The 22296-nt window shown below is 66.4% G+C and carries 21 protein-coding genes; 11 read left to right on the top strand and 10 right to left on the bottom strand.

What is annotated here, in order from left to right; genetic code table 11:
* Nucleotides 1–47 precede the first annotated feature (47 nt).
* Genes ACIGKQ_RS03745 through ACIGKQ_RS03725 form a run of 5 tightly spaced genes read left to right on the top strand, consistent with a single transcriptional unit; the run spans nt 48 to nt 4273 of the window.
* On the top strand, nt 48–1154 hold the full coding sequence (locus ACIGKQ_RS03745; RefSeq protein ID WP_235725467.1) for an NAD(P)-binding domain-containing protein: 1107 nt from the start codon (nt 48–50) through the stop codon (nt 1152–1154).
* Nucleotides 1155–1210: 56 nt separating this feature from the next.
* Complete coding sequence (locus ACIGKQ_RS03740; protein WP_235725466.1) at nt 1211–1516, top strand: helix-turn-helix transcriptional regulator; 306 nt, start codon at nt 1211–1213, stop codon at nt 1514–1516.
* Nucleotides 1513–2178, top strand: a complete 666-nt coding sequence (locus ACIGKQ_RS03735; RefSeq protein ID WP_235725465.1) for a hypothetical protein — start codon at nt 1513–1515, stop codon at nt 2176–2178. Before ACIGKQ_RS03740 ends, ACIGKQ_RS03735 begins: the two co-directional genes overlap by 4 nt.
* Entirely contained in the window at nt 2175–3080 is a 906-nt protein-coding gene (locus ACIGKQ_RS03730) for an ABC transporter ATP-binding protein (RefSeq protein WP_235725464.1), read from the top strand. Before ACIGKQ_RS03735 ends, ACIGKQ_RS03730 begins: the two co-directional genes overlap by 4 nt.
* Nucleotides 3077–4273 carry an ABC transporter permease gene (locus ACIGKQ_RS03725; protein WP_396572361.1) on the top strand — a complete coding sequence of 399 codons (1197 nt, stop codon included), beginning with the start codon at nt 3077–3079 and terminating at the stop codon, nt 4271–4273. Before ACIGKQ_RS03730 ends, ACIGKQ_RS03725 begins: the two co-directional genes overlap by 4 nt.
* A 6-nt stretch (nt 4274–4279) precedes the next feature.
* On the opposite strand, the gene ACIGKQ_RS03720 is transcribed toward ACIGKQ_RS03725, so the two are convergent.
* The 4 genes from ACIGKQ_RS03720 to ACIGKQ_RS03705 form a co-directional block, all read right to left on the bottom strand.
* Nucleotides 4280–5563, bottom strand: a complete 1284-nt coding sequence (locus ACIGKQ_RS03720; protein ID WP_396572449.1) for a cryptochrome/photolyase family protein — start codon at nt 5561–5563, stop codon at nt 4280–4282.
* 24 nt (nt 5564–5587) lie between these two features.
* A complete protein-coding gene (locus tag ACIGKQ_RS03715) occupies nt 5588–5956 on the bottom strand; it encodes an FKBP-type peptidyl-prolyl cis-trans isomerase (RefSeq protein ID WP_235725462.1) in 369 nt (122 codons plus the stop codon).
* 81 nt (nt 5957–6037) lie between these two features.
* A complete protein-coding gene (locus tag ACIGKQ_RS03710; protein ID WP_266063764.1) occupies nt 6038–7360 on the bottom strand; it encodes a citrate synthase in 1323 nt (440 codons plus the stop codon).
* Nucleotides 7361–7430: 70 nt separating this feature from the next.
* The gene (locus ACIGKQ_RS03705) at nt 7431–8378 is read right to left on the bottom strand and encodes a carbohydrate kinase (protein WP_396572448.1); all 948 of its coding nucleotides are present in this window, start codon (nt 8376–8378) and stop codon (nt 7431–7433) included.
* Between the two features lie 119 nt (nt 8379–8497).
* On the opposite strand from ACIGKQ_RS03705, the gene ACIGKQ_RS03700 reads away from it, so the two are divergent.
* The 3 genes from ACIGKQ_RS03700 to ACIGKQ_RS03690 are packed head-to-tail and all read left to right on the top strand — an operon-like array spanning nt 8498 to nt 11110.
* On the top strand, nt 8498–9148 hold the full coding sequence (locus ACIGKQ_RS03700; RefSeq protein ID WP_396572358.1) for an allophanate hydrolase subunit 1: 651 nt from the start codon (nt 8498–8500) through the stop codon (nt 9146–9148).
* Nucleotides 9141–10025 (top strand): biotin-dependent carboxyltransferase family protein, encoded by an 885-nt coding sequence (locus ACIGKQ_RS03695; RefSeq protein WP_396572356.1) that lies wholly within the window; start codon nt 9141–9143, stop codon nt 10023–10025. Before ACIGKQ_RS03700 ends, ACIGKQ_RS03695 begins: the two co-directional genes overlap by 8 nt.
* 41 nt (nt 10026–10066) lie before the next feature.
* Nucleotides 10067–11110 (top strand): oxygenase MpaB family protein, encoded by a 1044-nt coding sequence (locus ACIGKQ_RS03690; RefSeq protein ID WP_266063761.1) that lies wholly within the window; start codon nt 10067–10069, stop codon nt 11108–11110.
* A gap of 11 nt (nt 11111–11121) precedes the next feature.
* On the opposite strand, the gene ACIGKQ_RS03685 is transcribed toward ACIGKQ_RS03690, so the two are convergent.
* The 3 genes from ACIGKQ_RS03685 to pdxH form a co-directional block, all read right to left on the bottom strand.
* The gene (locus ACIGKQ_RS03685; RefSeq protein WP_266063760.1) at nt 11122–12198 is read right to left on the bottom strand and encodes an isopenicillin N synthase family oxygenase; all 1077 of its coding nucleotides are present in this window, start codon (nt 12196–12198) and stop codon (nt 11122–11124) included.
* Between the two features lie 76 nt (nt 12199–12274).
* Nucleotides 12275–13582 (bottom strand): MFS transporter, encoded by a 1308-nt coding sequence (locus ACIGKQ_RS03680; RefSeq protein WP_396572353.1) that lies wholly within the window; start codon nt 13580–13582, stop codon nt 12275–12277.
* Between the two features lie 20 nt (nt 13583–13602).
* A complete protein-coding gene (gene pdxH / locus ACIGKQ_RS03675; protein WP_396572447.1) occupies nt 13603–14298 on the bottom strand; it encodes a pyridoxamine 5'-phosphate oxidase in 696 nt (231 codons plus the stop codon).
* Between the two features lie 191 nt (nt 14299–14489).
* On the opposite strand from pdxH, the gene ACIGKQ_RS03670 reads away from it, so the two are divergent.
* Together ACIGKQ_RS03670 and ACIGKQ_RS03665 are read left to right on the top strand one after the other, a co-directional pair.
* Complete coding sequence (locus tag ACIGKQ_RS03670) at nt 14490–15620, top strand: citrate synthase 2 (RefSeq protein ID WP_287016617.1); 1131 nt, start codon at nt 14490–14492, stop codon at nt 15618–15620.
* Nucleotides 15621–15900: 280 nt separating this feature from the next.
* Entirely contained in the window at nt 15901–17748 is a 1848-nt protein-coding gene (locus ACIGKQ_RS03665; protein ID WP_235725454.1) for a BCCT family transporter, read from the top strand.
* Here ACIGKQ_RS03665 and ACIGKQ_RS03660 read toward each other — a convergent pair.
* The 3 genes from ACIGKQ_RS03660 to ACIGKQ_RS03650 are packed head-to-tail and all read right to left on the bottom strand — an operon-like array spanning nt 17705 to nt 20911.
* The gene (locus ACIGKQ_RS03660) at nt 17705–19345 is read right to left on the bottom strand and encodes an ABC transporter permease (protein WP_396572350.1); all 1641 of its coding nucleotides are present in this window, start codon (nt 19343–19345) and stop codon (nt 17705–17707) included. The two genes, ACIGKQ_RS03665 and ACIGKQ_RS03660, sit on opposite strands and share 44 nt — an antisense overlap.
* The gene (locus ACIGKQ_RS03655; RefSeq protein ID WP_396572349.1) at nt 19342–20262 is read right to left on the bottom strand and encodes an ATP-binding cassette domain-containing protein; all 921 of its coding nucleotides are present in this window, start codon (nt 20260–20262) and stop codon (nt 19342–19344) included. Before ACIGKQ_RS03655 ends, ACIGKQ_RS03660 begins: the two co-directional genes overlap by 4 nt.
* Nucleotides 20243–20911, bottom strand: a complete 669-nt coding sequence (locus ACIGKQ_RS03650; RefSeq protein WP_235725451.1) for a TetR/AcrR family transcriptional regulator — start codon at nt 20909–20911, stop codon at nt 20243–20245. Before ACIGKQ_RS03650 ends, ACIGKQ_RS03655 begins: the two co-directional genes overlap by 20 nt.
* 94 nt (nt 20912–21005) lie before the next feature.
* Here ACIGKQ_RS03650 and serC point away from each other — a divergent pair, with 94 nt between their 5' ends.
* Nucleotides 21006–22151: a phosphoserine transaminase gene (gene serC / locus ACIGKQ_RS03645; RefSeq protein WP_328713163.1), complete on the top strand. Its 1146-nt coding sequence runs from the start codon at nt 21006–21008 to the stop codon at nt 22149–22151.
* Nucleotides 22152–22296 lie beyond the last annotated feature (145 nt).

Here is a 22296-nt window from a genome sequence, read left to right as displayed (position 1 = left end):
CGGCGGGCACCACACCCGAGCACGATGCCAGACTGAGAACCGTGGACATGGCTGACCGAACCGATGTGGTGGTGATCGGCGGCGGACAGGCGGGGTTGTCGGCGGCCTACTTCCTGCAGCGATTCGGTCTCGGCAACCGCTACCTGTTGCTAGACCACGCGCCCGGCCCCGGTGGCGCCTGGCAGTTCCGTTGGCCCACCCTGACCCTCGCGACCGCCAACGGCGTGCACGATCTCCCCGGACTCGGGTTGGTCGAGGCCCTGGGCCGAGACTGCGAGGCCTTCCCCGCCGCCACCGCCGTGCCCGAATACTTCGGCAGGTACGAAGAGAAGTTCGGACTCGCCATTCGGCGTCCGGTCAGCGTCGAGATGGTCGACCACGCTGACGACAACTACACCGACGGCGAATTCGCCGTCACACTCGGCGACGGAGCCGTCATCGGCGCACGCGCCATCATCAACGCCACCGGCACCTGGGAGCGGCCTTTCGTCCCGTATGTCCCCGGTATCGCAGACTTCCGCGGCCGGCAACTGCACACCCATGACTATGTGGGCCCCGACGAGTTCGCCGGCCAACGGGTCCTGGTGGTGGGCGCCGGAATCTCTGCGGTGCAGTTGCTGATCGAGATCGCACGGCATGCTGTCGGCGTCGAGACGTACTGGTGTTCGCGCACCGAACCCGTCTTCGACGCCACACCGTTCGACCCCGACAAGGGCAGACAGGCGGTGGCCCGGGTCGAGGAGCGAGTACGCGCCGGCCTGCCGCCCACGTCGGTGGTGTCGGTCACCGGGTTGGCACTGACCCCGTCGATCGCCGCCGCCCGCGATGACGGCATCCTGACGTGGCACCGGATGTTCACCCGGATCACCGAGACCGGCGTGTGCTGGGACTGCGGTACCGGCCCGGCCGGGAGTGATCATCTCGACGTCGACGTCATCTTCTGGAACACCGGTTTTCGCAGCTCACTGGATCATCTGGCACCACTGCGCCTGCGCTCGTCCGGCGGTGGAATCACCATGACGGGCCGGCTCGCGACTACCGTCGCCGATGATCCGCGGGTGCAGTTACTGGGGTACGGGCCGTCCGCGTCGACCATCGGGGCGAACAGAGCCGGCCGCGAAGCTGCACGCAATGTCGCAGAATTCCTCGATTAACAGCATTTCGATGTATCCCCTTGACATGTTGTTGTGTTTTCACAACACTTGATCAGGTGAGTCCAGTGCGGCGGGGTGACAAGCTCCCCATTTACAACCGGATCGGCGTGTTACGCGCCGAGCGCAAGCTCACCCGCGCCCAACTCGCCGAGATGGTCGGGGTGAATGTGCAGTCGGTGGGCGCACTCGAACGGGGCGACAACTATCCCAGCCTGGATCTGGCCTTCCGCATCTGCGCCGTATTCGATCTACCCGTCGAAGCCGTGTTCAGTCGCACTGAATTCGGTGCGATGTCGGCGGAACTGTATCGGCGTCCGGACAGCCACGATTCACCGACTTCAGACCTTGGAGGTGCACGATGAGGGACCCCAACTCCGCCGTTCCCGAGGAGGCGACTCCGGAATTCTGGCGTCGCTACGATCTCTGGCGAGCCCAGCGGCATCTGCGGTTCAACACCAGGCATGCCGGCTCCCTCCGACGGTGGCGCAACCGTCGTGGCTATCGCACATTGGTGGTGTGCCAGTTGGTGATTCTCGCCGTCGCCGGCATCGCCGCCGTCCTCTCCTACTTCACCGAGTGGTTCATCGTGCCGTTCGGGGTGGCCGTGGTCGGCTCGCTCGTATGCCAGTACCTGCTCCGTATCGTCACCGGGTCGATCGCCGACACGCCCGTCTCGGCCCTCGACGAGATTCAAGCGGCACAACGTAACTCGGCACGATCGATGGCATTCATCGTGCTGTACTCGCTGATGTTCGTGCCCTACTTCATCTTGGTCGCCCTCAGTACCCAAGACCAGGTCAGCGGCGACGCGGTGTACGGCACCGCGATCGTGCTGATCACGCTCGTGTTGTGCGCGGTGATGCTGCCGACACTGCTGACCACATGGTGGATGTCCGACCCCGATCCCGAAGATCTCGAAGTCGCCCCCGCCTACCCCGAGGACTCCGCGCACCACCCCGGCTCCGCGCCCCTCCCCGACCCGGGCAACCCGGACACCGCCGACCCCGAACGGAGCACGCGATGAACGAACCGTTGATCATCGACGGCCTACACAAACGATACGGCGATCTGGTCGCCCTGCAGGACATGACTTTCCAGGTGTCACCCGGGGAGTTGTTCGGATTCGTCGGCAGCAACGGCGCCGGCAAATCCACCACCATGCGCATCATCCTGGGTGTTCTCGCAGCCGACGCAGGCCGCGTCACCCTCGGTGCGAATCCCATCGATCTGCACACCCGCCGTCAGATCGGGTACATGCCCGAGGAGCGCGGCCTGTATCCGAAGATGAAAGTGGGTGAACAACTCGTCTTTCTCGCTCGCCTGCACGGTATGTCCATCAGAGCCGCGCAGGAAAGTGTGGACCGTTGGACCACCCGACTCGGGGTCGACCAGCGTGTCAATGACGATGTGGGCGATCTGAGCCTGGGCAACCAGCAACGCGTGCAACTCGCTGCCGCACTCGTCCACGATCCTCGCGTACTGGTCCTCGACGAGCCTTTCTCCGGTCTCGACCCAGTGGCCGTCGATGTGATGAGTGATGTCCTCAAAGAGAAAGCTGCCGAGGGTATCCCGGTGATCTTCTCGTCGCATCAGCTCGACCTGGTCCAACGGTTGTGCGATCGCGTCGGCATCGTGGCGCGCGGCCAGATGCGTGCGCTCGGACGCGTCGACGAACTACGTGCCCGCGACGGCGTAACCCTGGAGATCACCGGGCCGCCGACCACGACCCGGTGGGCCGACGGTCTGCCCGGCGTTCTGGGCGCCGATTATCGGCACACAGACAACATCACGTCGCTGCGCGTGGACCCGACGATCGCCGACGACCAGTCCATCCTCGCCGCTGCCCTGCGCACCGGACCGGTACACCGGTTCGCGCCCTCGACTCCCGATCTGACCGAACTGTTCCGAGAGGCCGTTTCCGCATGAACTCCTCTGTCCCGCAATCCTCAGCCGCCCAATCGATCTGGCTGGTCGCCCAACGAGAAATCGTCACCCGCGCCAAAACCCGATCATTCCTCATCAGTACCGGGCTACTGATGGTCGTGATCATCGTCGGCGCAGTCGTGTGGTCGGCATTGGCAGGCGATTCCGAACCCGACAAGGTCGGCGTCGTCGGGGGTGGCCCCGCATTGTCGAGCACGATCGAGGAATTCGGGAACTCGACCGGCAGCCCGGTCGAGGTGCAACCGGTGGCGACGGCCGAGGACGCGCGCAATCAAGTGGCCGACGGAGGGCTCGACGCCGCGCTGGTCGTCGGGCCGAACGCACAGTTCGTTGCGATCTCCGACAGCGGTCTCAGTCCGACGCTCGATGGCATCCTCCGGTCCTCGGTCGACCAGGCGTCATTGAACCAAGCCCTCTCCGATCGTGGTGTCGACGCGGCCACGCTGCCCCGGGCATCGCTCACCGTGGAGCAGACGACCCCCGACCGACCGGATGAGGGACAACGTATCGTCATCGCACTGGTCGGGACGATCCTGCTCATCACGGCGATCATGATGGGGGGTTCCATGGTGGCCGTGGGCGTGGTCGAGGAGAAGACCTCACGCGTCGTCGAACTGTTGCTGGCCACCATCAAACCGCTGCACCTCTTGTGGGGAAAGATCATCGGGATCGGCGCGATCGCGATGGCGCAGGTTCTGTTGCTGGGAGCGACCGCGTTGATCGCCGGCATGGCCACCGGGTTGCTGACCATCCAAGGCACGGCTATCGGCATGTTCGCCGCCGTCATCGCGTGGTTCGTGCTCGGATTCCTGTTCTTTGCAACGCTCTACGCCGCGACAGGCGCACTCGTCTCCCGGCAGGAGGAACTCAACGCCAGTTCCGCGCCGTTGACCATCCTCGCGATGGCGGTGATGTACTCGGGCATCTTCGGCATCCAGGCACTGGATTCCACGTTGATTCAGGTACTCACGTGGATTCCGCCGTTCAGCGCCGCGCTCATGCCGATTCGGATCGCGACCGGCGACACCTCGACCATGCAGGTCATTGTCACCTTCGTGCTGATGATCCTGGCCTGCGCCGCAGCAACCTGGTTTGCCTCGCGGATCTATCAGCGGTCGATCTTGCGTACCGGCACCCGCATCAAGTGGAGTGAGGCACTGTCGCTGGCTCGCTGATCAGGGTCAGATCTCGCCGAAGCGCCGGAGTGCTTCTTCTCGCTCCGCTTTGTGGTCGACCATGGGGTCGGGATAGTCGTCCGACCCGTACTCCGGCACCCAGCGCTTCACATACTCGCCGTCCGGGTCGAACCGCCCGGCCTGAGTATCGGGATTGAACACCCGGAAGTACGGCGCCGCATCGGTTCCCGTACCGGCAGCCCATTGCCACCCATGCTGATTGGAGGCCATGTCCCCGTCGATCAGTTGGTCGAGAAACCACTGGGCACCCCACCACCACGGCAAGTGCAGGTCCTTCACCAGAAACGACGCGGTGAGCATTCGTACCCGGTTGTGCATGAATCCCGACTCGGCCAGCTGGCGCATACCGGCGTCGACCAGCGGGAAGCCGGTACGCCCCGCCTTCCAGGTGTCGAAGCGTTCATAGGCCGACTTGTCGGTGTCCAGGGCGATGTCGTCGAATTGGCTGTTCCAGTTGTGCCAGGCGCTCTTCGGCCAGTGGTAGAGCACGTCGGCGTAGAAATCGCGAAACGCCAGCTCCCGCAGATACGCTTGCGCGCCTTTCGATCTGCCAAGATCGGCGGCCAGCGTGCGCGGGTGGATGTTGCCGAACTTCAGGTAGGCCGACATCCGGCTGGTGACGTCGAGATCGGGTCGGTCACGGTCGTCGTCGTAGCCGGGGAGATCGTCGTCGACGAAGGTCCGCCACCGCTGCAACGCGGCCCGCTCCCCGGCAGGCAGCGACAATTCGGTGGGGGCAGCGGGAATCTTGATGCGGCCGGAACGCTTGATGGTGCTGGGATCCACGAGGTCGGTAGCGGAAACCGACGACGACGCCGGAGCGCGCCACCCGTGGCTGCGCCACTGCTTGAAGTACGGCGTGAACACTTTGTAGGGCTCGCCATCGGATTTGGTGACCCGTCCGGGCGACACCAGGTACGGCGAGCCCACCGCCTCGAATGGGGTGTCGCCCAGCGCTTCGGCCACTGCGCCGTCACGCCGACGACCGAACGGCGAATAGTCCTCGCTCACATGGACCGACATCGCATCGACGGCGCGGGCCAATCTGGGGATCTCCTCGTCGGGCCGACCGCGGACCACCAGGAGCCGCCCGGACAACTGCTCGTCGAGGTCGCGCAGCGAGTCGAAGAGAAAACTCAAACGTCGTGGACCCGACGACTTCTCCAGTCGCGGGTCCACGACGAAACAGATCAGTACCTCGTCAGCGGCTTCCTGCGCTGCGATCAGCGGCGGAAGATCGCCCAGGCGCAGATCGCGCCGGAGCCACAGCAGCGAGGGTCGTGCGGAAATGGACTACCCCACACCCAGCAGGTCGATGACGAACACCAGCGTCTTGCCGGACAGACGGTGGCCGGCACCGGCCGGGCCGTAGGCCAACTGCGGCGGCACGGTGAGCCGACGCCGACCGCCGACCTTCATACCGGGGATGCCCTCCTGCCAACCGGGGATGAGGCGCTCGAGCGGGAAGTTTGCGGACTGGCCGCGATCCCAGGAGGAGTCGAACTCTTCACCGGTCGCGAACTCGACGCCCACGTAATGCACGTCCACGACGCCACCCCGCTGGGCTTCGGCGCCCTCGCCGACCACAAGATCGGTGATCTGCAGTTCGGACGGGGCAGGCCCCTCGGGGAAATCGACTTCGGGTTTCTCAGCGCTGGTCAACGGGACTCTCCTTTGAGTCGTCAGTCGGTATCTGTGGGCGGACGGCTTGTCGATGTCGTCCGCCGGCTCCCCGCGGGTCGGTCAGCGCGCATCCATGGCGACATAGTCGCGCTCGGTGTAGCCCGTGTAGAGCTGGCGCGGACGACCGATCTTGCCTGCCGGGTCCTCGTGCATCTCACGCCAGTGCGCGATCCAGCCGGGCAGCCGGCCGAGTGCGAACAGCACGGTGAACATCCGGGTCGGGAAGCCCATCGCACGGTAGATGACACCGGTGTAGAAGTCCACATTCGGGTAGAGCTTGCGCTCGATGAAGTAGTCGTCATTGAGTGCGACCTCTTCCAGACCCTTGGCGATATCGAGCAGATCATCCTGAACGCCAAGGGATTCCAGGATCGAGTCCGCAGTCTTCTTGACGATGGCGGCACGCGGATCGTAGTTCTTGTAGACGCGGTGCCCGAAGCCCATCAGCTTCACGCCGGCCTCTTTGTTCTTGACCTTGTTCATGAAGGCCTGAGTGTCGCCACCGGAGAGCCGGATCTCCTCGAGCATCTCCAACACCGCCTGGTTGGCGCCGCCGTGCAGCGGACCCCACAGGGCGTTGATGCCGCCGGAGATGGACGTGAACAGGTTGGCCTGCGACGAACCGACCAGGCGCACGGTCGAGGTCGAACAGTTCTGCTCGTGGTCGGCGTGCAGGATGAACAGCATGTCCAACGCCTTGGCGACCTCGGGGTTCACTTCATAGGGCTCGGCCGGGAAGCCGAAGGTCATCCGCAGGAAGTTCTCCACCAGGCTCAGCGAGTTGTCCGGGTAGAGGAACGGCTGTCCGGCCGACTTCTTGTAGGCGTACGCAGCGATGGTGGGCAACTTTGCGAGCAGCCGGATCGTGGACAGCTCGACCTGCTCCGGGTCCTTGGGATCCAGCGAATCCTGGTAGTAGGCCGAGAGCGCGTTGACCGCACTGGAGAGCACCGGCATCGGGTGCGCGTTGCGCGGGAAGCCGTCGAAGAACCGTTTGAGGTCCTCGTGCAGCAGGGTGTGCCGACGGATCTTGTCAGTGAAGTCGTCGAGCTGGGACGGCGTCGGCAGCTCACCGTAGATCAGCAGGTAACTGACCTCGATGAAGGTGGACTTCTCCGCGAGCTGATCGATGGGGATGCCCCGGTAGCGCAGGATGCCCGCATCGCCGTCGATGTAGGTGATCGCCGACTTGGTCGACGCGGTGTTGACGAAGCCACCGTCGAAGGTGGTCAGCCCGGTCTCGGCGAGGAACTTGCCCAGCGCGACGGAATCGGACCCCTCGGTGGCCTTCAGGATCGGAAGCTCCAGCTGCCCACCGGGGTAGGTCACGGTCGCTGATGCCGTATCGGATGCCTGGTCAGCTGGGACTGTTTCAGCGGACACACGAACCCCTTTACTCAGGTTTGAGCCTATGTTCAACGCAGATCCGGGTAAGGATGCTGTTGGCTACAACCTAGTCGCTTGCCAGCTCGCTCGCCCACGGAGGGTCCGCGCCGGGCCTGGAAACGGTCACCGCAGCGACCTCACCTGCGAATTCGGCGGTCGCGCGCCATTGATCGGCGTCGAGCTCGGCCACCGCCACCGATGACAGCGCACCAATCCGATCCAGGTGTCGCAGCACACCGCCGACAACGCTGTCACCTGCACCGATGGTGTCGACAACCTGAGTAGGCGGTGCGGGTACGGTCAGCTCGGTGTGGCGGGTCCGGACGGTGATTCCGGCCGCCCCCGCCGTCGTTATGATCGCGCTCACACCTGCCGCGAGCCATTCGTCGCCGGTCGTGCCGTCGGGTCCGCTCGCCAACCACCCGGCGTCCTCGTCGGAGAGCTTCACGATGTCGACCGACGATGTCCAGGACGCGAACCGACGACGGTACGCGTCGGGATCTGCGATCACCGCCGGCCGGATGTTCGGGTCGACAATCACCAACCGCCCCTCGCCGTGAGATCGCCGCAACAGCGATTCATACACCGACGCACCAGGTTCCAGCACCATCGACAGGGTGCCGAAACACACCGCGGCCACCGTGCTGGCCAACGGGCCGGGGTCGCTCACCTGACGGTCCGCGGTGCCCTCCACGTAGAACGAATACTGCGCGCCGCCGCCGGGTCCGATCGTCGCCAGGGCCAGCGACGTGGGTTCGGCCCGCCGTTGCAACAGCGACGTGCCGACGCCCGCGGAGCGCAGCGCAGACACGATGGCCTCGCCGTAGGTGTCGGTGGACACCGCCGAGCACAACGAGACCGCGCTCCCCAGCCTGCCGAGGGTGACCGCAACATTGAACGGGCCACCACCGAGCGCCGGCTGCAGCGGCGGCAAGCCACCGCCGGCACCAGCCGGACTCGCCGACGTTCCCACCACGTCGACCAGCGCTTCACCACACACCACGATCTCGCGCATTCGCACCTTTTCGTTGTCGAGCATCTCGGCCGGACCGGCAACCCGCCACGCTGACAGATCCGGCCACGCCGCTGTTCGTGGTGTCATCATGGCCGCTGAGTGGCCGGTAGGTTGGACGTATGCGCGAGTTGCCCGCAGGTCACGACGCGGTGATTCTCGACTTCTCCGGCGACCCGGCGCCGACCGAGGCGGTTGCGCGCGCCACCGCCGCCCTGCATGCCGCCCGGACGGCGGGAACCCTCCTCATCGCCGACGTGGTACCCAGCGCGCAGACCGTGCTGGTGCAGGCCGATCGAGGGAACGGTATCGACACCCTCGGCGTCCACCGGGCACTGCGCACCGGCGATGCGAGCGTGGCGACCGCCGGCGGGGCCGACGACGAACTGCGGATTCCCGTCGTTTACGACGGGCCCGACCTCGCCGACGTCGGCCGACTGCTCGATGTCGACATCCCGCGGGTCGTGGAATTGCACACGAACACCCTGTGGCAGGTGCAGTTCATGGGCTTCGCCCCCGGCTTCGGCTACCTCATCCCCCACGACGAACCCGACCATCCGTTGTGCACGGTGGGGCGGCGGTCCGAGTCGCGCACCCGTGTCCCGCGCGGCGCGGTCGCGATCGCCGCGGGCTACAGCGCGGTGTATCCGCGGGTCAGTCCCGGTGGCTGGCAGCTGCTCGGCGCGACCTCGATGACGATGTGGGACGAGGCGGCGGTCCCCCCGGCCCGACTGCGGCCGGGCAGCCTGGTGAGGTTCGTCGCGGATGAGTGATCGACACCGGCAGGTCACCGTCGTCGCGCCCGGCCCGCTGGCCACGGTGCAGGATCTCGGCCGCGCCGGATACGCCCACCTCGGGGTCCCGGTGTCCGGTGGCGCGGACCGCGGGGCGTTGACCTTGGCCAACCGACTCGTCGGCAACCCGGAATCGGCAGCCGTGATCGAGGCCACGTTGGGAGGCTTGCACATTCGACTCCACGGCGATGTGCTGATGGCGGTGACGGGGGCCCGCGCCGAAGTCCGCGTGGACGGGATACCGGTCGGCGTCGACGCTGCGCTCCCCGTCTCCGACGGAGCCGAGGTGACCATCGAGAGTCCGACCCGCGGGTGCCGCAACTATGTTGCGATTCGCGGCGGCATCGACGTCCCGCTCGTGCTGGGGTCCCGCTCCACCGACACCCTGTCCGACCTCGGTCCGCCCGCGCTGCGTGCCGGTACCGAACTGCCGGTGGGCCAACCCACCGAGGACTGGCCGGCCACATCGTCGGCGCCCCGGGCGGCCGTGGACTCGGCGGTGACCGAACTCGAGGCCACCGAGGGACCACGCCGCGATCATGTACAGACCCCCGCGCATCTGACCCGTGGCGTGTGGGTGGTCGGCGCCGACAGCAACCGGGTGGGTGTGCGACTGTCCCGTCCCGAAGACAGCGATGACCCGCTGGTCGTCCATCGCGCCGACACCGCAGAACTCGCCTCCGAGGGCATCCCGCATGGCGCTGTGCAGATCCCACCCAGTGGACGTCCGGTCGTGTTCCTCGCCGATCACCCGGTCACCGGCGGATACCCCGTCGTCGCTGTTCTCACCGCAGCGTCGTCGGACCGCGCGGCGCAGCTCGTCGCGGGCGATAGGGTGCGCTTCCGCATTCGGTGAACATTGACACCCCGGGTGAGACGATTCTAAACTTTCGTCTCATGACCGAGGTGCTGACGAACACGCCAGAGGACTCATCGATCGAGCACCGGCGCCCGGCGCCCATCCGCGCCGAGGACTACACGCCGCTCGGCCCGGACTCGTTGACGTGGCAGATCTGGGGCACCTGGACCGGGATGTTCCAGGGCCTGTGGGCCGGCTCCATGCAGAACATGCACCCCAAACTCGGCGCGGCCGTCTGGGAGCACTCGGACTTCTTCGGCGAACGCTGGCAACGGTTGATGCGCTCGCTCTACCCCATCAGTGGCGTGGTGTTCGACCCCGTGCCCGACTCGGGTCCGACCACCGGCGAGGAGGTGCGCGACTACCACCGGGACGTCAAGGGCGAGATGGAGGATGGTTCTCGGTATCACGCCCTCGATCCCGACGTCTTCTACTGGGCGCACGCCACATTCTGGTACGGCAACGTCCGACTCTGCGAGCGGTTCGGCCCGTGGCTGAGCGAGGACCAGAAGCGGCAACTATTCGAGGAGTCGAAAGCCTGGTACGCGATGTACGGCGTCTCCATGCGCCCGGTCCCGGATACCTACGAGGACTTCCTCGAGTATTGGGACTACATGTGCCGCAACGAGCTTCGCGATCATCCGGCCGTACGTACGGTGCTCGACATCAGCAAGCTCCCACCGCCACCGTTTCTCTCGTTCATCCCGGAGTGGTTCTGGTTCCGCTTCATGGCCGAACAGAACCAGCGATTCTTCACCTGGATGACCACCGGCTTCTACGACGAACCGGTGCGTGAGATCCTCGGGCTGCCGTGGAGCGAGACCGACGAGCGACGATTCCGCCTACTCGGTAGGGGCGTGAACCTGGTGATGCACCGCCTGCTGCCGAAACGGTTCCTGCGCCATCCGCGTCCCCGCGACGCCTGGGATCGCGTGCACGGTCGGGTGGCTGACGACGCCCCGCTGGTGCACACCCCCGCCCGCAACCTGCCGCCGGAAGCCGAGCGCGACAACCCGATGCACTACTGTCCGGTGCACGCCGCACGGCGCGCCACCTACCCGGGCCGCATCAGCTCCGACTGAGCGGGTCGGGGCTACTGCTGGCCCATGCCGCGACGCATCGCCTGGCGGACGCGTTGCGCTTCGCGGCGCGCGTAGGGATTCGACAGCCCGGCGCGCGAGCCGGCCAGCTTGGCGCCGATGTGCTCGCCGACCGTGATCGGCGAGTAGCGACTGCCCGCACCCACACACGACGGGAGGGTGGAGATGGTGGCATCGATGTTGCCGTCGTGGAAGAACGCGGCGGACCGACGACGTTCGATGGTTCCGTCGATCACCGGCGGCTTCACGCGGTGCAGCGTCGACATCCAGCGTTCGTTGGTCCAGCGCGCCATCAGGTCACCCAGATTGATCAGCAACGCGCCGTCCGCGGGCTCCACATCGTGCCATTCGCCGTCCCGATCGAGGACCTGCAGTCCACGCACCTGGTCGGCCCACAGCACCGTGACGATCCCGTAGTCGGTGTGCTCACCCATGCCGGTCAGCTCACCGTCGAGCTCCACCTCGCCGGGCGGCAGCGCGTAGTTGTTCATCCGCAGCACGTCGAGGGAATGGTCGGTGTATCCGTCGAAGAAATCCGGCGGGAGATCGAGCGCCTCGGCGAAGATCCGGGTGAGGGTGTGCGCCACCCGCGAGGCCTCGGCAAAATACGCGGACACGGCCGCCTCGAAGTGGTCGACACTCGGCCAGGTGTTGCCGGCGTACTGATCGTCGGGCAGTTCGAGGTCCGGGTAGGCGGCGGCCTCGACGCCTACGTTGTAGGCCTCGAAGAAGTCGTTCATGCCCTCGGCCGGCTCCACGCCGAGGCTCAACGACAACGACTCCGACTTCGGCGGCGAATACCCGCGATTGATCTCCGGCGGCGTACGGTAGGCCTTCTTCTCCTCGAGCGGCAACGCGAAGAAATCATCCATCACCGCGGTGAACTCCTCGATCACCGCGGCCGGGATCTGATGCCCGATGATCTGGATGAAACCGACCGTGCTGGCGGCGTCGTCGATCTGGGCGGCGACGACTGCGCGTTGCGCCGCGTCTCCGTTGGCCGTGTACGGCGTGATGTCGATGATCGGCACCGCGAAGGTGCCCGTGGGGTTGTCGACTACCGCACTCATGGCACCATACTGGCACCGAATCCGCGGCTTCGCTGAGCAGGCACTTTGTCCGAGTCGCGACGGACTGCCCCATCACTCAGGCCAGCTGACCGGCCCGGTATCGGACGAACGCCGGAATGGCCAGCGCGGCAACGATCGTCAGCACGATCACGGCCAGCCCGCCGCCTGCGGTCGCCACCGCGGTGCCGACCACGGCCGCCGTGGCCCCGTGCGTGACGTCGGCGATGCGGGGCCCACCGGCCACCACGACGATGAACACGCCCTGCAATCGGCCACGGACGTTGTCGGTGGCCGCGGCCTGCAGCATCGTCTGCCGAAATGCCGCCGAGGCCATGTCTGCCGCCCCGCCGACCATCAGCGCGACCACCACGACCGGCAGCATCGGCAACACCGTACCGTGCGCGAAGAACAGCGCCCCACCGGCCACCGAGATGGCCGCACCCCAGATCAGGATGCACACGATCACGGCCAGACCTTGACGGCGCACCCGCACGACCCACCCGGAGAACACCCCACCGATCACCGATCCGAGCGGAATCGCCGCGAACAGCAAGGCGAACGCGAGACCACCACCTTCGGGACCGCCGAAGCTCTCGTGCGCCATCTGCGGGAACAGTGCGCGCGGCATCCCGAAGATCATCGCGATCAGATCCACCAGGAAGCTGGCCAACAACACCCGGTGATCGCGCAGGTATCGGAATCCGTCGAGCACCGACCGCAACCCGGCGGCGGGACGGCGCTGACCGTCCGCGAGTTCCGGACGCAATACGGGTAATCGGAGCACCGCCCAGAGCGTGGCCAGCAGGCTCAGTGTGTCGACCAGGTACAGCGTGGCGTAGCCGAGTACCGGGATCAGCGCGCCGCCGACGAGCGGTCCGGCGATGGCGCCCGCTTGTATCACCGTCATGTTCAGCGAATTGGCGGCGGGCAATTCGGTCAGCGGCAACAGTCGCGGGAGCACGGCGGTGCGGGTGGGCTGGTTGACGGCGAAGAACGCCTGCTGAACGGCGAAGACGCTCAACAGAAGCCAGACATTCCCGACACCGAGCGCCGCTTGCGCCCAGAACAGCGCGCTACAGCCGATCAGACCCAGTGTCGTCACGATCAGGATGCGCCTGCGGTCGAACACGTCGGCCAGCGCACCACCCCACAAACCGAACACGATCAGCGGAACCAGGCCGAACACGCCGGTCAGGCCGACATAGGCCGAGCTGCCGGTGATCTGGTAGATCTGCGCCGGCACCGCGACGACGGTCAGCTGCGCGCCGACGACGGTGACGATGTTCGCGGTCCACAGTCGCCGGAAGTAAGGATTCCGCAGTGGCGTGGTGTCCGCGAGCAGTCGTCGACTCGACAGCCGCCTCGGCCGGGGAGCGGTGGGCACCAGCGAAGCCTAGTAGTGGCTCACGGCTGCAGTCGCACGGCCTCCCACCCGGCGTCCGATCGGGTCAGGCGAACCCGATTGTGCAGCCGGTTGGCACGCCCCTGCCAGAACTCGACGGTCGTGGGCACCAGTCGATAGCCGCCCCACGCCGGCGGCACCGGAATCTCTGCGCCGGCATCGAATCCACCGAACTGCCCGGCGACCCGGGCCGCGAGATCCTCGAGGTCGGTACGGGTCTCGATGGGTTGCGACTGCGCAGATGCGTACGCGGAGAGTTGGGAGCCGCGTGGTCGCATGTACCAGTACTCCGCGGTCTCCTCCATCGTCACGTGCTCCACCGCTCCGCGGAAGTGAACCTGGCGCTCCAGCGCGATCCACGGGAAGGTCACCGACGCATACGGATTGGCAGCCAGGTGGTGCCCTTTGTCGGAGTCGTAGCCGGTGAAGAAGACGATGCCCGACGCGTCGGCCCCTTTGCACAGCACGGTGCGTGTGGACGGGATGCCCTCGGCGTCGGCGGTCCCGAGCACCATCGCGTTGGGTTCGGGGATGCGCGAGTCGATGGCCTCACGCAGCCACACATGAAACAGGTCCAACCAGGGCGGGTCCCCGCGTAGCCAGCTCGGATCGAGGTTCTCGCGGATGCCGTCGGCACCCGCCGCGCGGTCCCCTTCGCCGATGTTCGGTGGGATGCCGCCGCCGTAGCCCACCCGCATGTTGGGTAGGTCAATCGCATCATCGGCCACGAGGTGAGGCTACTCCGCGACGCACGGTTACTCCCCGGTATGCCGCCGGTGTGCTCCTGTCCTAGAGTTCCTGGTGAGATTGCGGGTCGTGGTGGATCGCGGTGTGGTATCCCCACGACAGTGGTCCACACGATGTGCGTGTCGAGGTGAGGTGGTCTTCGATGTCCAACACGGTGCCCGACGATTTCGTCGCCGGTCTCGAAGGAGTGGTGGCGTTCACCACCGAGATCGCCGAACCCGACAAAGACGGCGGTAACCTGCGCTACCGCGGCGTCGACATCGAGGACCTCGTGGAAAACCACGTCACCTTCGCCGATGTGTGGGCGTTGCTCGTCGACGGCCGATTCGGCGACGGACTACCCCCGGCCGAACCCTTCCCCCTGCCCATCCACACCGGCGACGTACGCGTCGACGTACAGGCCGCCCTGGCCATGCTCGCCCCCATCTGGGGCTACCGACCCCTCCTCGACATCGACGACGACACCGCCCGCGCCAACCTCGCCCGCGCCTCGGTGATGGCACTGTCCTACGTCGCCCAATCGGCCCGCGGCATCCATCAACCCGCCGTCCCCCAACACATCATCGACCAATGCGACACCGTCACCGCACGTTTCATGACCCGCTGGAAAGGCGACCCCGACCCCCGACACATCCGAGCCATCGACGCCTACTGGGTCAGCGCAGCCGAACACGGCCTCAACGCATCGACATTCACCGCACGCGTGATCGCCTCCACCGGCGCCGACGTGGCCGCCGCGCTGTCGGGCGCGATCGGCGCGATGTCCGGGCCACTGCACGGCGGCGCACCGGCCCGAGTGCTCCCGATGATCGAAGAAGTCGAAACCACCGGCGACGCCCGCGGCCTCGTGCGCGGCATCCTCGACCGCAAAGAAAAACTGATGGGCTTCGGACACCGCGTCTACCGCGCCGAGGACCCACGGGCCCGCGTACTACGCCGCACCGCCCAAGAACTCGACGTCCCCCGCTACGAAGTGGCCGCCGCCCTCGAACAAGCCGCACTCACCGAACTACGCGAACGCCGCCCCGACCGCGCCATCGAGACCAACGTCGAATTCTGGGCCGCAGTCATCCTCGACTTCGCCGAGGTCCCACCCCACATGATGCCCGCCATGTTCACCTGCGGCCGCACCGCCGGATGGTGCGCCCACATCCTCGAACAAAAACGCCTCGCCAAACTCGTCCGACCCGCCGCCATCTACACCGGACCAAGCCCACGACGACCCGAGGACGTCGCCGGCTGGGGCGACGTCAAACCGGCGCCGGGACTCTGATCCGCACCCGATCGCGGGGAGGTGCGCCCCGCCCCGCCCCCGCGCATAGGGCAAGCCGGTGTCGTAGGGTCATAAATCAGACACATAACGATTGCCCGAATACCACTGATTGCACACCCTGATCCTGCAGTAGCGTCCGATTAGGTCGCGAACACGTCGCGGAACCTGTCGGTTCGCCGCCGATGTGAGCAGGTCGACTGCCGTCGATGCCGAGCAGCACGCTGTGCCGCTCCGCGTCGACGACGATCGTCGATGTGCACGAGTTGCAAGGGAGCGAGATATGTTCCGGTCCGCCTGGCGGGAGCAGCACAAACCGGTGTTCGTCACCGCGTCGCTGATCATCTTCGCCTTGATCATCTTCTGCGTGATCTACGCGAGCACGGCAGCCGACGCATTTCAAAAGCTGAACGGGTGGATCACCTCCGGCGTGGGTTGGTGGTACATCCTCATCGTCACCGGGTTCGTGATATTCGCGATCTACTGTGCGATCAGTCGGATCGGAACGATCCGACTCGGCAAAGACGACGAAGAGCCCGAGTTCGGTGTCCTGTCCTGGTTCGCGATGCTGTTCGCCGCCGGCATGGGCATCGGCCTGGTGTTCTACAGCGTCGCCGAACCGCTGTCGCACTACATCACGCCACCCGAAGCCGGTGGCATCGAAGGTTCCACCGACGCCGCCGCCAATCAGGCGATGGAACTCACGCTGTTCAACTGGGGCCTGCACGCCTGGGGCATCTACGTCGTCGTGGGTCTCGGCCTGGCGTACATGACGTTCCGCAAAGGACGCCCGCTCGCGGTGCGCTGGCTGCTCGAGCCGTTGATCGGCCGCGAACGTGTCGAAGGCTGGATCGGGCATCTGGTCGACGTCGTCGCCATTGTCGGCACTTTGTTCGGTGTCGCCACCTCGCTGGGCTTCGGCATCCAGCAGATCTCGGCCGGCCTGGAGTATCTCGGTTGGCTGACGGTCAACAACTGGGTGGTCGTCATTATGATCTTCCTGATCACGAGCCTGGCGATCTTCTCCGTGGTCACCGGTGTCACCAAGGGTCTGCGATGGCTGTCGAACATCAATATGGCGGTCGCGGCGCTGTTGGCCGCGTTCGTCCTGGTCCTGGGGTCCACGCTGTTCCTGCTGCAGTCCTGGGTGCAGAACATGGGCAACTACATCGCCACGCTGCCGGACATGATGTTGCGCACCGCGCCGTTCGCCGACGACACCTGGATGGCCGATTGGACCATCTTCTACTGGGGCTGGTGGATCAGTTGGGCCCCGTTCGTGGGCATGTTCGTCGCCCGGATCTCCCGCGGCCGCACCATCCGGGAGTTCATCGCCGGTGTGCTGCTGCTCCCGACGTTCATCAGCGCCATCTGGTTCACCATCTTCGGCGACTCCGGCATCCTGCGTCAGCAGCAGGAGGGCAACATGCTCGATGACGGCAGCGTCAACGCAAACACGTCGCTGTTCCAGTTGCTCGACGGGTTCCCGCTGGCCGCGGTCACCAGCGTCATCGCGATCATCGTGGTGGTCATGTTCTTCGTGACGTCGTCGGACTCCGGGTCGCTGGTCGTTGACATGCTCGCCACCGGCGGCAAGATCGAGACCCCAGTCCTGACCAGGGTCTACTGGGCCAGCCTCGAAGGGGTGACGGCAGCCGTGCTGCTGCTGGTCGGCGGCACCGACTCGTTGACCGCCTTGCAAACGATGTCGATCGCCACGGCGGTGCCGTTCTCGATCGTCATGGTGCTCGCGTGTATCTCGTTGCTACGGGCGTTCCACTACGACATCGCCGTGCAGCCGAGATTCCTGCACCTGAGTCTGGGCAATGGGAGCGAGGCGGCCGCCGTCGCCGCAGCCGCCGAACCGGCGCATCGTCACGAGAAACGCCGGCGTCCGATGTCGGCGACCTTCGCGGGACTGCCCGACAATGCCGACAAGCCCGACACCGGCGAGCTGATCGTCGCGGTGCACGAGGTACCGCATCACGCGGTGACGGTCGACCCGGAGACCGGGTCGTTCGCGATGGGTGCGTACGAGGAACCCGAGGATCCCCTCGCAGATGGCGACGGGTCCACCAACGGCGAGGTCAGCCGATCTGTCGACGACGAAAGATCGCCCAGCCAGTCGTGACGAACAGCGCCGCGACCCCGATCAGCACGACGATCGGGGTCGCGCGCATCGGGTCCACCGGCACCAGCGGGGTGTGGGTGAACGGCGACAGATCGGCGGCCCACTGCGGCAGGTCGAACATGCCCGACAGCGGCCCGAGCAGCAACGCCCCCACCACGACCACCCATCCAACATGGGCCAGCGACGGTCGGATCGCGTAGAGCGCAAGCGCTATCGCCACCACGACCAGCATCGCCGGAACCTGCACTGCGCCCGTTTGCGCGGCGTTGGTCGCGGCTCTCGACCATCCCCCGCCCGCGATGCCGGAGCCGAGCACCATGCCGGCCGCCGCCACGATCACCAGGGTGACGCCGCCCACCGCACCGATCACCGTGTAGGTGAGGTAATAGCGGCCCCGAGCAGTCGGCGTCGTGAGTACCACCTCGGCGCGACCGGCCGACTCCTCGGCCCGCAGACGTTCGGCCAAATTGACTCCCCATGCCGAGGCGGCGACAGCGAGGAAGCCCAGCATGGTCATCCCGAACAACGTGCTCAACGTCGCGTCACCGAGTGCGGCGCGCATGACCTGATCAAACTGTTCGTTGCCCTGCGCGAGGTCGGCCACTGAGGGTTGCATGAAACCGATGATCAACGCGTAGACGAATATGCCTGCAGCCCAAGCCAACAGCAACGACCGAGACAGCCGCACCGCCAACGACTCGACGCGTGGCAGCCGGGAACTCGCCGCCGGACCGCGGCGCTGGGCGATCAGCCCGGCTCCCAGATCGCGGTGCACCGCGACCCGCCCGGCGATGGCCGTCCCGCCGACGAACACCGCCACCGACAACACGGCGGGCAGCAGATCGTTGTTCCCGAACGGGTCGATCTGCTCAGCCCATCCGATCGGGTTGGTCCACCTCAGCCATGCCCAGTCGTCGGTTGTGTCGGCTGCACCGCGAAGCAGATAGCCCAGTAGGACAACCGAACTGGCGGTCAGGTTGGCGATATGGGAGGTGGTCGCGATCTGCGCGGCGACCAACGCCACCCCGATCGCAGCCAGCCCGGTCGAGGCGTACTGCGCGAACACGGCGACCGCATCGCCTGCATCGGCCCCCAGCGGGAGCAGGATCACTGCCATTGCCACCGAGACGATGCCGACGAAGAGGGTAGCGACGGCCGCGGCCGCGGCGGCCGGTGCCAGCGGGCCCACGGCGGCCGCCCGGACGAGTTCGGTACGGCCGAGTTCCTCCTCTTTGCGGGTCTGCCGCACGGTCATCATCGCCGCGCAAACCCCGAGCGCGGCGATCAGGAACAGCCCCGCGCGCCAGGAAACGAGCGCCGCGGTAGGTTCCACGTGGGTCAACTCACCGAGCAGAAATCGGAAGGCCGGGTTGGCACCAGGCCCGGCCTGCAGGCTCAGCCGCTGCTGGGGTGTCTCGTACATCCCTGAGATCGCCTGTGCGGTCGACACGTTGATCAACACGAACAACACAACCGTGATCGGCGCGAGAATCCGTTCGCGTCGTAGGCCGAGTCGCACGAGCACTCCGACGTGGGCCAGTTGATGCGACACCACGCTCGCGCGCACGCCGGCGACTCCCGCCGTCCCCGCCGTCATGCCCCGACCTCCCGGGGTTCGGAGTAGACGTGCAGGAACAGTTCCTCGAGACTCGGCGGCTCGACCGCCAACCCCCTCACGTCGAGTCGGGCGAGGACGCGGGTGACTTCGGCCAGTCCGGCGTCGGCGACGGTGAAGCTGACCTGATCGTGGTCGACGGTGAAGTCGTGCACGCCGACAATCGAGGCCAGGTCGTGTGCGCCGACTCCGATGGTGGCGGTCACCCGTGAGCGTCGCAGGTGGCGCAGTTCGGTGAGCGGGCCGGACCGGATCGTCTTGCCGGCCCGGATGATGGTGACCGTCTGGCACAGTTGCTCGACCTCGTCGAGGAGATGGCTCGACATCAGTACCGCCGCCCCGCCGTCGGCGACTTCGCGCACGCAATCGGTGAACTCGCGTGTGATCAGCGGATCCAGTCCGGAGGTGGGCTCATCGAGCACCAGCAGTTCGCATGGCGCCGCCAGCGCGGCGATCAACGCCACCTTCTGGCGGTTCCCTTTCGAGTATGCCGAGGCCTTCTTGGTGGGGTCGAGGTCGAACCGGTCGATCAGTTCGTTCTTGCGTCTGCCGGACTCGACTCGCAGACCCCGCAACGACAGGAGCAGGTCAATACATTCGCCGCCGGACAGTTGTGGCCATAGATTGACGTCGCCGGGCACATAGGCGAGACGACGATGGATCGCCACCGCGTCGGCCATCGGGTTGCGCCCGAATACCGCGACTCGCCCGGCATCGGGCCGGTACATCCCGAGCATGGTGCGGATCGTGGTGGACTTCCCGGCGCCATTGGGACCGAGAAATCCGGCGATCTCGCCGGCGCACACGGTGAGATCGAGGCCGTCGAGGGCGGCGAACGAGCCGAACGTTTTCCGTAGCCCCTCGATGTCGATCACCGGATCAGTCAGAGTCGTGGTCATTGCGTTCCTCTCGATAGGCCAGTACCGCATCGAGCAATGACTCGTCGGTCATCACCCCGTGAACGGCGAGTTCGGCTGCGGGCAACACCACCCGGTCGACGTAGGACTGCAGGATCACCCCGGCATCCGACCAGTCCGCGGGCGGATTCATCACCACGTCGACCAGCAATGCACCCATCGACTGCGCGACCATGTACCGGGCGCGGGCGGCCTCGTCGCGGGAGGGCCGGATGGTTCCGGCGGCCACGCCTTTGCGGAAGGTCTGTTCGGCGTCCTCGGCCAGGTGCGCCAGCAACTGACGGGCCATCTCGCCGCCCGCCTGCAGACTGCGGATGAGATAGACGATGCGCGGGCCATCGGAGTCGATGTCCTCCATCCGCCGCACGAATCCGGCGAACGCGTGCGGACCGGCCTGCTCGTCGAGCCCCTGTTCGTTGGCCTCGCGGGTCTGCCGCAGGACATGTTCGTCGCACTCGGCGCGCAATTTCTCCTTGCTGCCGAAGTGATGGATCACCAACCCCGGACTCACCCCGGCGGCCTCGGCGATCGTGCGCACGGTCGCGGTGAAGCCGTCGCGGGCGAACACCTCGATGGCGGTGTCGCGGACCCGAGCGCGGGTGGTGCGATCGTCGGCGTCAGCTAAACGCATGTACAAGATGTTAAACACACGTTCAGCCGGGGTCAACAGATAACCAGTGGGGCCTGCCCGGGGTGGTCGGGGCCACAACCTTAGACTTGCGGACATGAGTGACACCGCCACCGCACCGATCACGATTCCCGCCGACCTCCTGCCGTCGGACGGCCGCTTCGGATGCGGCCCGTCCAAGGTGCGCCCGGAACAACTGCAATCCCTCGTCGACACCGGTGCGTCGGTGTTCGGCACCAGCCACCGTCAGGCGCCGGTGAAGAATGTCGTCGGCTCCATCCGCGCCGGCCTGTCGGAGTTGTTCGCCCTGCCCGACGGGTACGAGGTGGTGCTCTCCAACGGCGGCACCACCGCCTTCTGGGATGCCGCTGCGTTCGGACTGATCAAGCAGCGTTCCCTGCACCTGACCTACGGCGAGTTCTCGTCGAAGTTCGCCACAGTCGCCAAGAAGGCCCCGTTCCTCGACTCGCCCGCGGTGATCTCCACCGACCCGGGGACCGCGCCTGATCCCGCCGCGCTGACCGCCGACGACTTCGGCGGCATCGACCTGATCGGCTGGGCGCACAACGAGACCTCCACGGGCGTGGCCGTGCCCGTGACCCGTCCGGCGGGCTCTGACGATGCACTCGTCGCCATCGACGCGACCTCCGGCGCCGGCGGCCTCCCGGTGAACATCGCCGACGCCGACGTGTACTACTTCGCACCGCAGAAGTGCTTCGCCTCCGACGGCGGCCTGTGGATCGCGTTGATGAGCCCGCGCGCCCTGGAACGGATCTCGCATATCGCCGAGACCGACCGGTGGTGCCCCGAGTTCCTCTCGCTGCCCACCGCTGTGGACAACAGCAGCAAGAACCAGACGTACAACACCCCAGCCGTGGCGTCGTTGCTACTCCTCGACAACCAGGTGCAGTGGATGCTCGGCCAGGGCGGTCTCGATTGGTGCGTCTCGCGCACCGCCGATTCCAGCGCACGCCTCTACCAGTGGGCCGAGGCGAGCGAATTCGCGACACCGTTCGTCGCTGATCCGTCGCAACGCAGCCAGGTGGTCGGCACCATCGACTTCGACGACGAGATCGACGCGGCGACCGTCGCGAAGACGTTGCGCGCCAACGGCGTGGTCGACACCGAGCCGTACCGCAAGCTCGGTCGCAACCAGCTGCGCGTCGGCATGTTCCCGGCGATCGAGCCGGACGATGTCAGCAAGCTGACGTCGTGCATCGACTTCGTCGTCGACAAGCTCTGAGGGCCTCCTGCTGACCGTCCCGCTGATCGAGTAGCCCGCGAGCCACCGTCCCGCTGATCGGGTAGCCCGCGAGCCACCGTCCCGCTGATCGGGTAGCCCGCGAGCCACCGTCCCGCTGATCGAGTAGCCCGCGAGCCACCGTCCC

Source organism: Gordonia sp. NPDC062954 (assembly GCF_044543825.1).
GTDB classification, from domain to species: domain Bacteria; phylum Actinomycetota; class Actinomycetes; order Mycobacteriales; family Mycobacteriaceae; genus Gordonia; species Gordonia tangerina.
This window is presented reverse-complemented; position numbering and strand designations above follow the sequence as displayed.

Excerpts from the sequence above, each read along its gene's own strand:
- ACIGKQ_RS03745 (WP_235725467.1), top strand. The coding sequence starts at position 48 with ATGGCTGACCGAACCGATGTGGTGGTGATCGGCGGCGGACAGGCGGGG.
- ACIGKQ_RS03735 (WP_235725465.1), top strand. The coding sequence starts at position 1,513 with ATGAGGGACCCCAACTCCGCCGTTCCCGAGGAGGCGACTCCGGAATTC.
- ACIGKQ_RS03730 (WP_235725464.1), top strand. The coding sequence starts at position 2,175 with ATGAACGAACCGTTGATCATCGACGGCCTACACAAACGATACGGCGAT.
- ACIGKQ_RS03725 (WP_396572361.1), top strand. The coding sequence starts at position 3,077 with ATGAACTCCTCTGTCCCGCAATCCTCAGCCGCCCAATCGATCTGGCTG.
- ACIGKQ_RS03705 (WP_396572448.1), bottom strand. The coding sequence starts at position 8,378 with ATGCGCGAGATCGTGGTGTGTGGTGAAGCGCTGGTCGACGTGGTGGGA.
- ACIGKQ_RS03700 (WP_396572358.1), top strand. The coding sequence starts at position 8,498 with ATGCGCGAGTTGCCCGCAGGTCACGACGCGGTGATTCTCGACTTCTCC.
- ACIGKQ_RS03695 (WP_396572356.1), top strand. The coding sequence starts at position 9,141 with ATGAGTGATCGACACCGGCAGGTCACCGTCGTCGCGCCCGGCCCGCTG.
- ACIGKQ_RS03690 (WP_266063761.1), top strand. The coding sequence starts at position 10,067 with ATGACCGAGGTGCTGACGAACACGCCAGAGGACTCATCGATCGAGCAC.
- ACIGKQ_RS03685 (WP_266063760.1), bottom strand. The coding sequence starts at position 12,198 with ATGAGTGCGGTAGTCGACAACCCCACGGGCACCTTCGCGGTGCCGATC.
- pdxH (WP_396572447.1), bottom strand. The coding sequence starts at position 14,298 with ATGCGGGTGGGCTACGGCGGCGGCATCCCACCGAACATCGGCGAAGGG.
- ACIGKQ_RS03670 (WP_287016617.1), top strand. The coding sequence starts at position 14,490 with ATGTCCAACACGGTGCCCGACGATTTCGTCGCCGGTCTCGAAGGAGTG.
- ACIGKQ_RS03665 (WP_235725454.1), top strand. The coding sequence starts at position 15,901 with ATGTTCCGGTCCGCCTGGCGGGAGCAGCACAAACCGGTGTTCGTCACC.
- ACIGKQ_RS03660 (WP_396572350.1), bottom strand. The coding sequence starts at position 19,345 with ATGACGGCGGGGACGGCGGGAGTCGCCGGCGTGCGCGCGAGCGTGGTG.
- ACIGKQ_RS03655 (WP_396572349.1), bottom strand. The coding sequence starts at position 20,262 with ATGACCACGACTCTGACTGATCCGGTGATCGACATCGAGGGGCTACGG.
- ACIGKQ_RS03650 (WP_235725451.1), bottom strand. The coding sequence starts at position 20,911 with ATGCGTTTAGCTGACGCCGACGATCGCACCACCCGCGCTCGGGTCCGC.
- serC (WP_328713163.1), top strand. The coding sequence starts at position 21,006 with ATGAGTGACACCGCCACCGCACCGATCACGATTCCCGCCGACCTCCTG.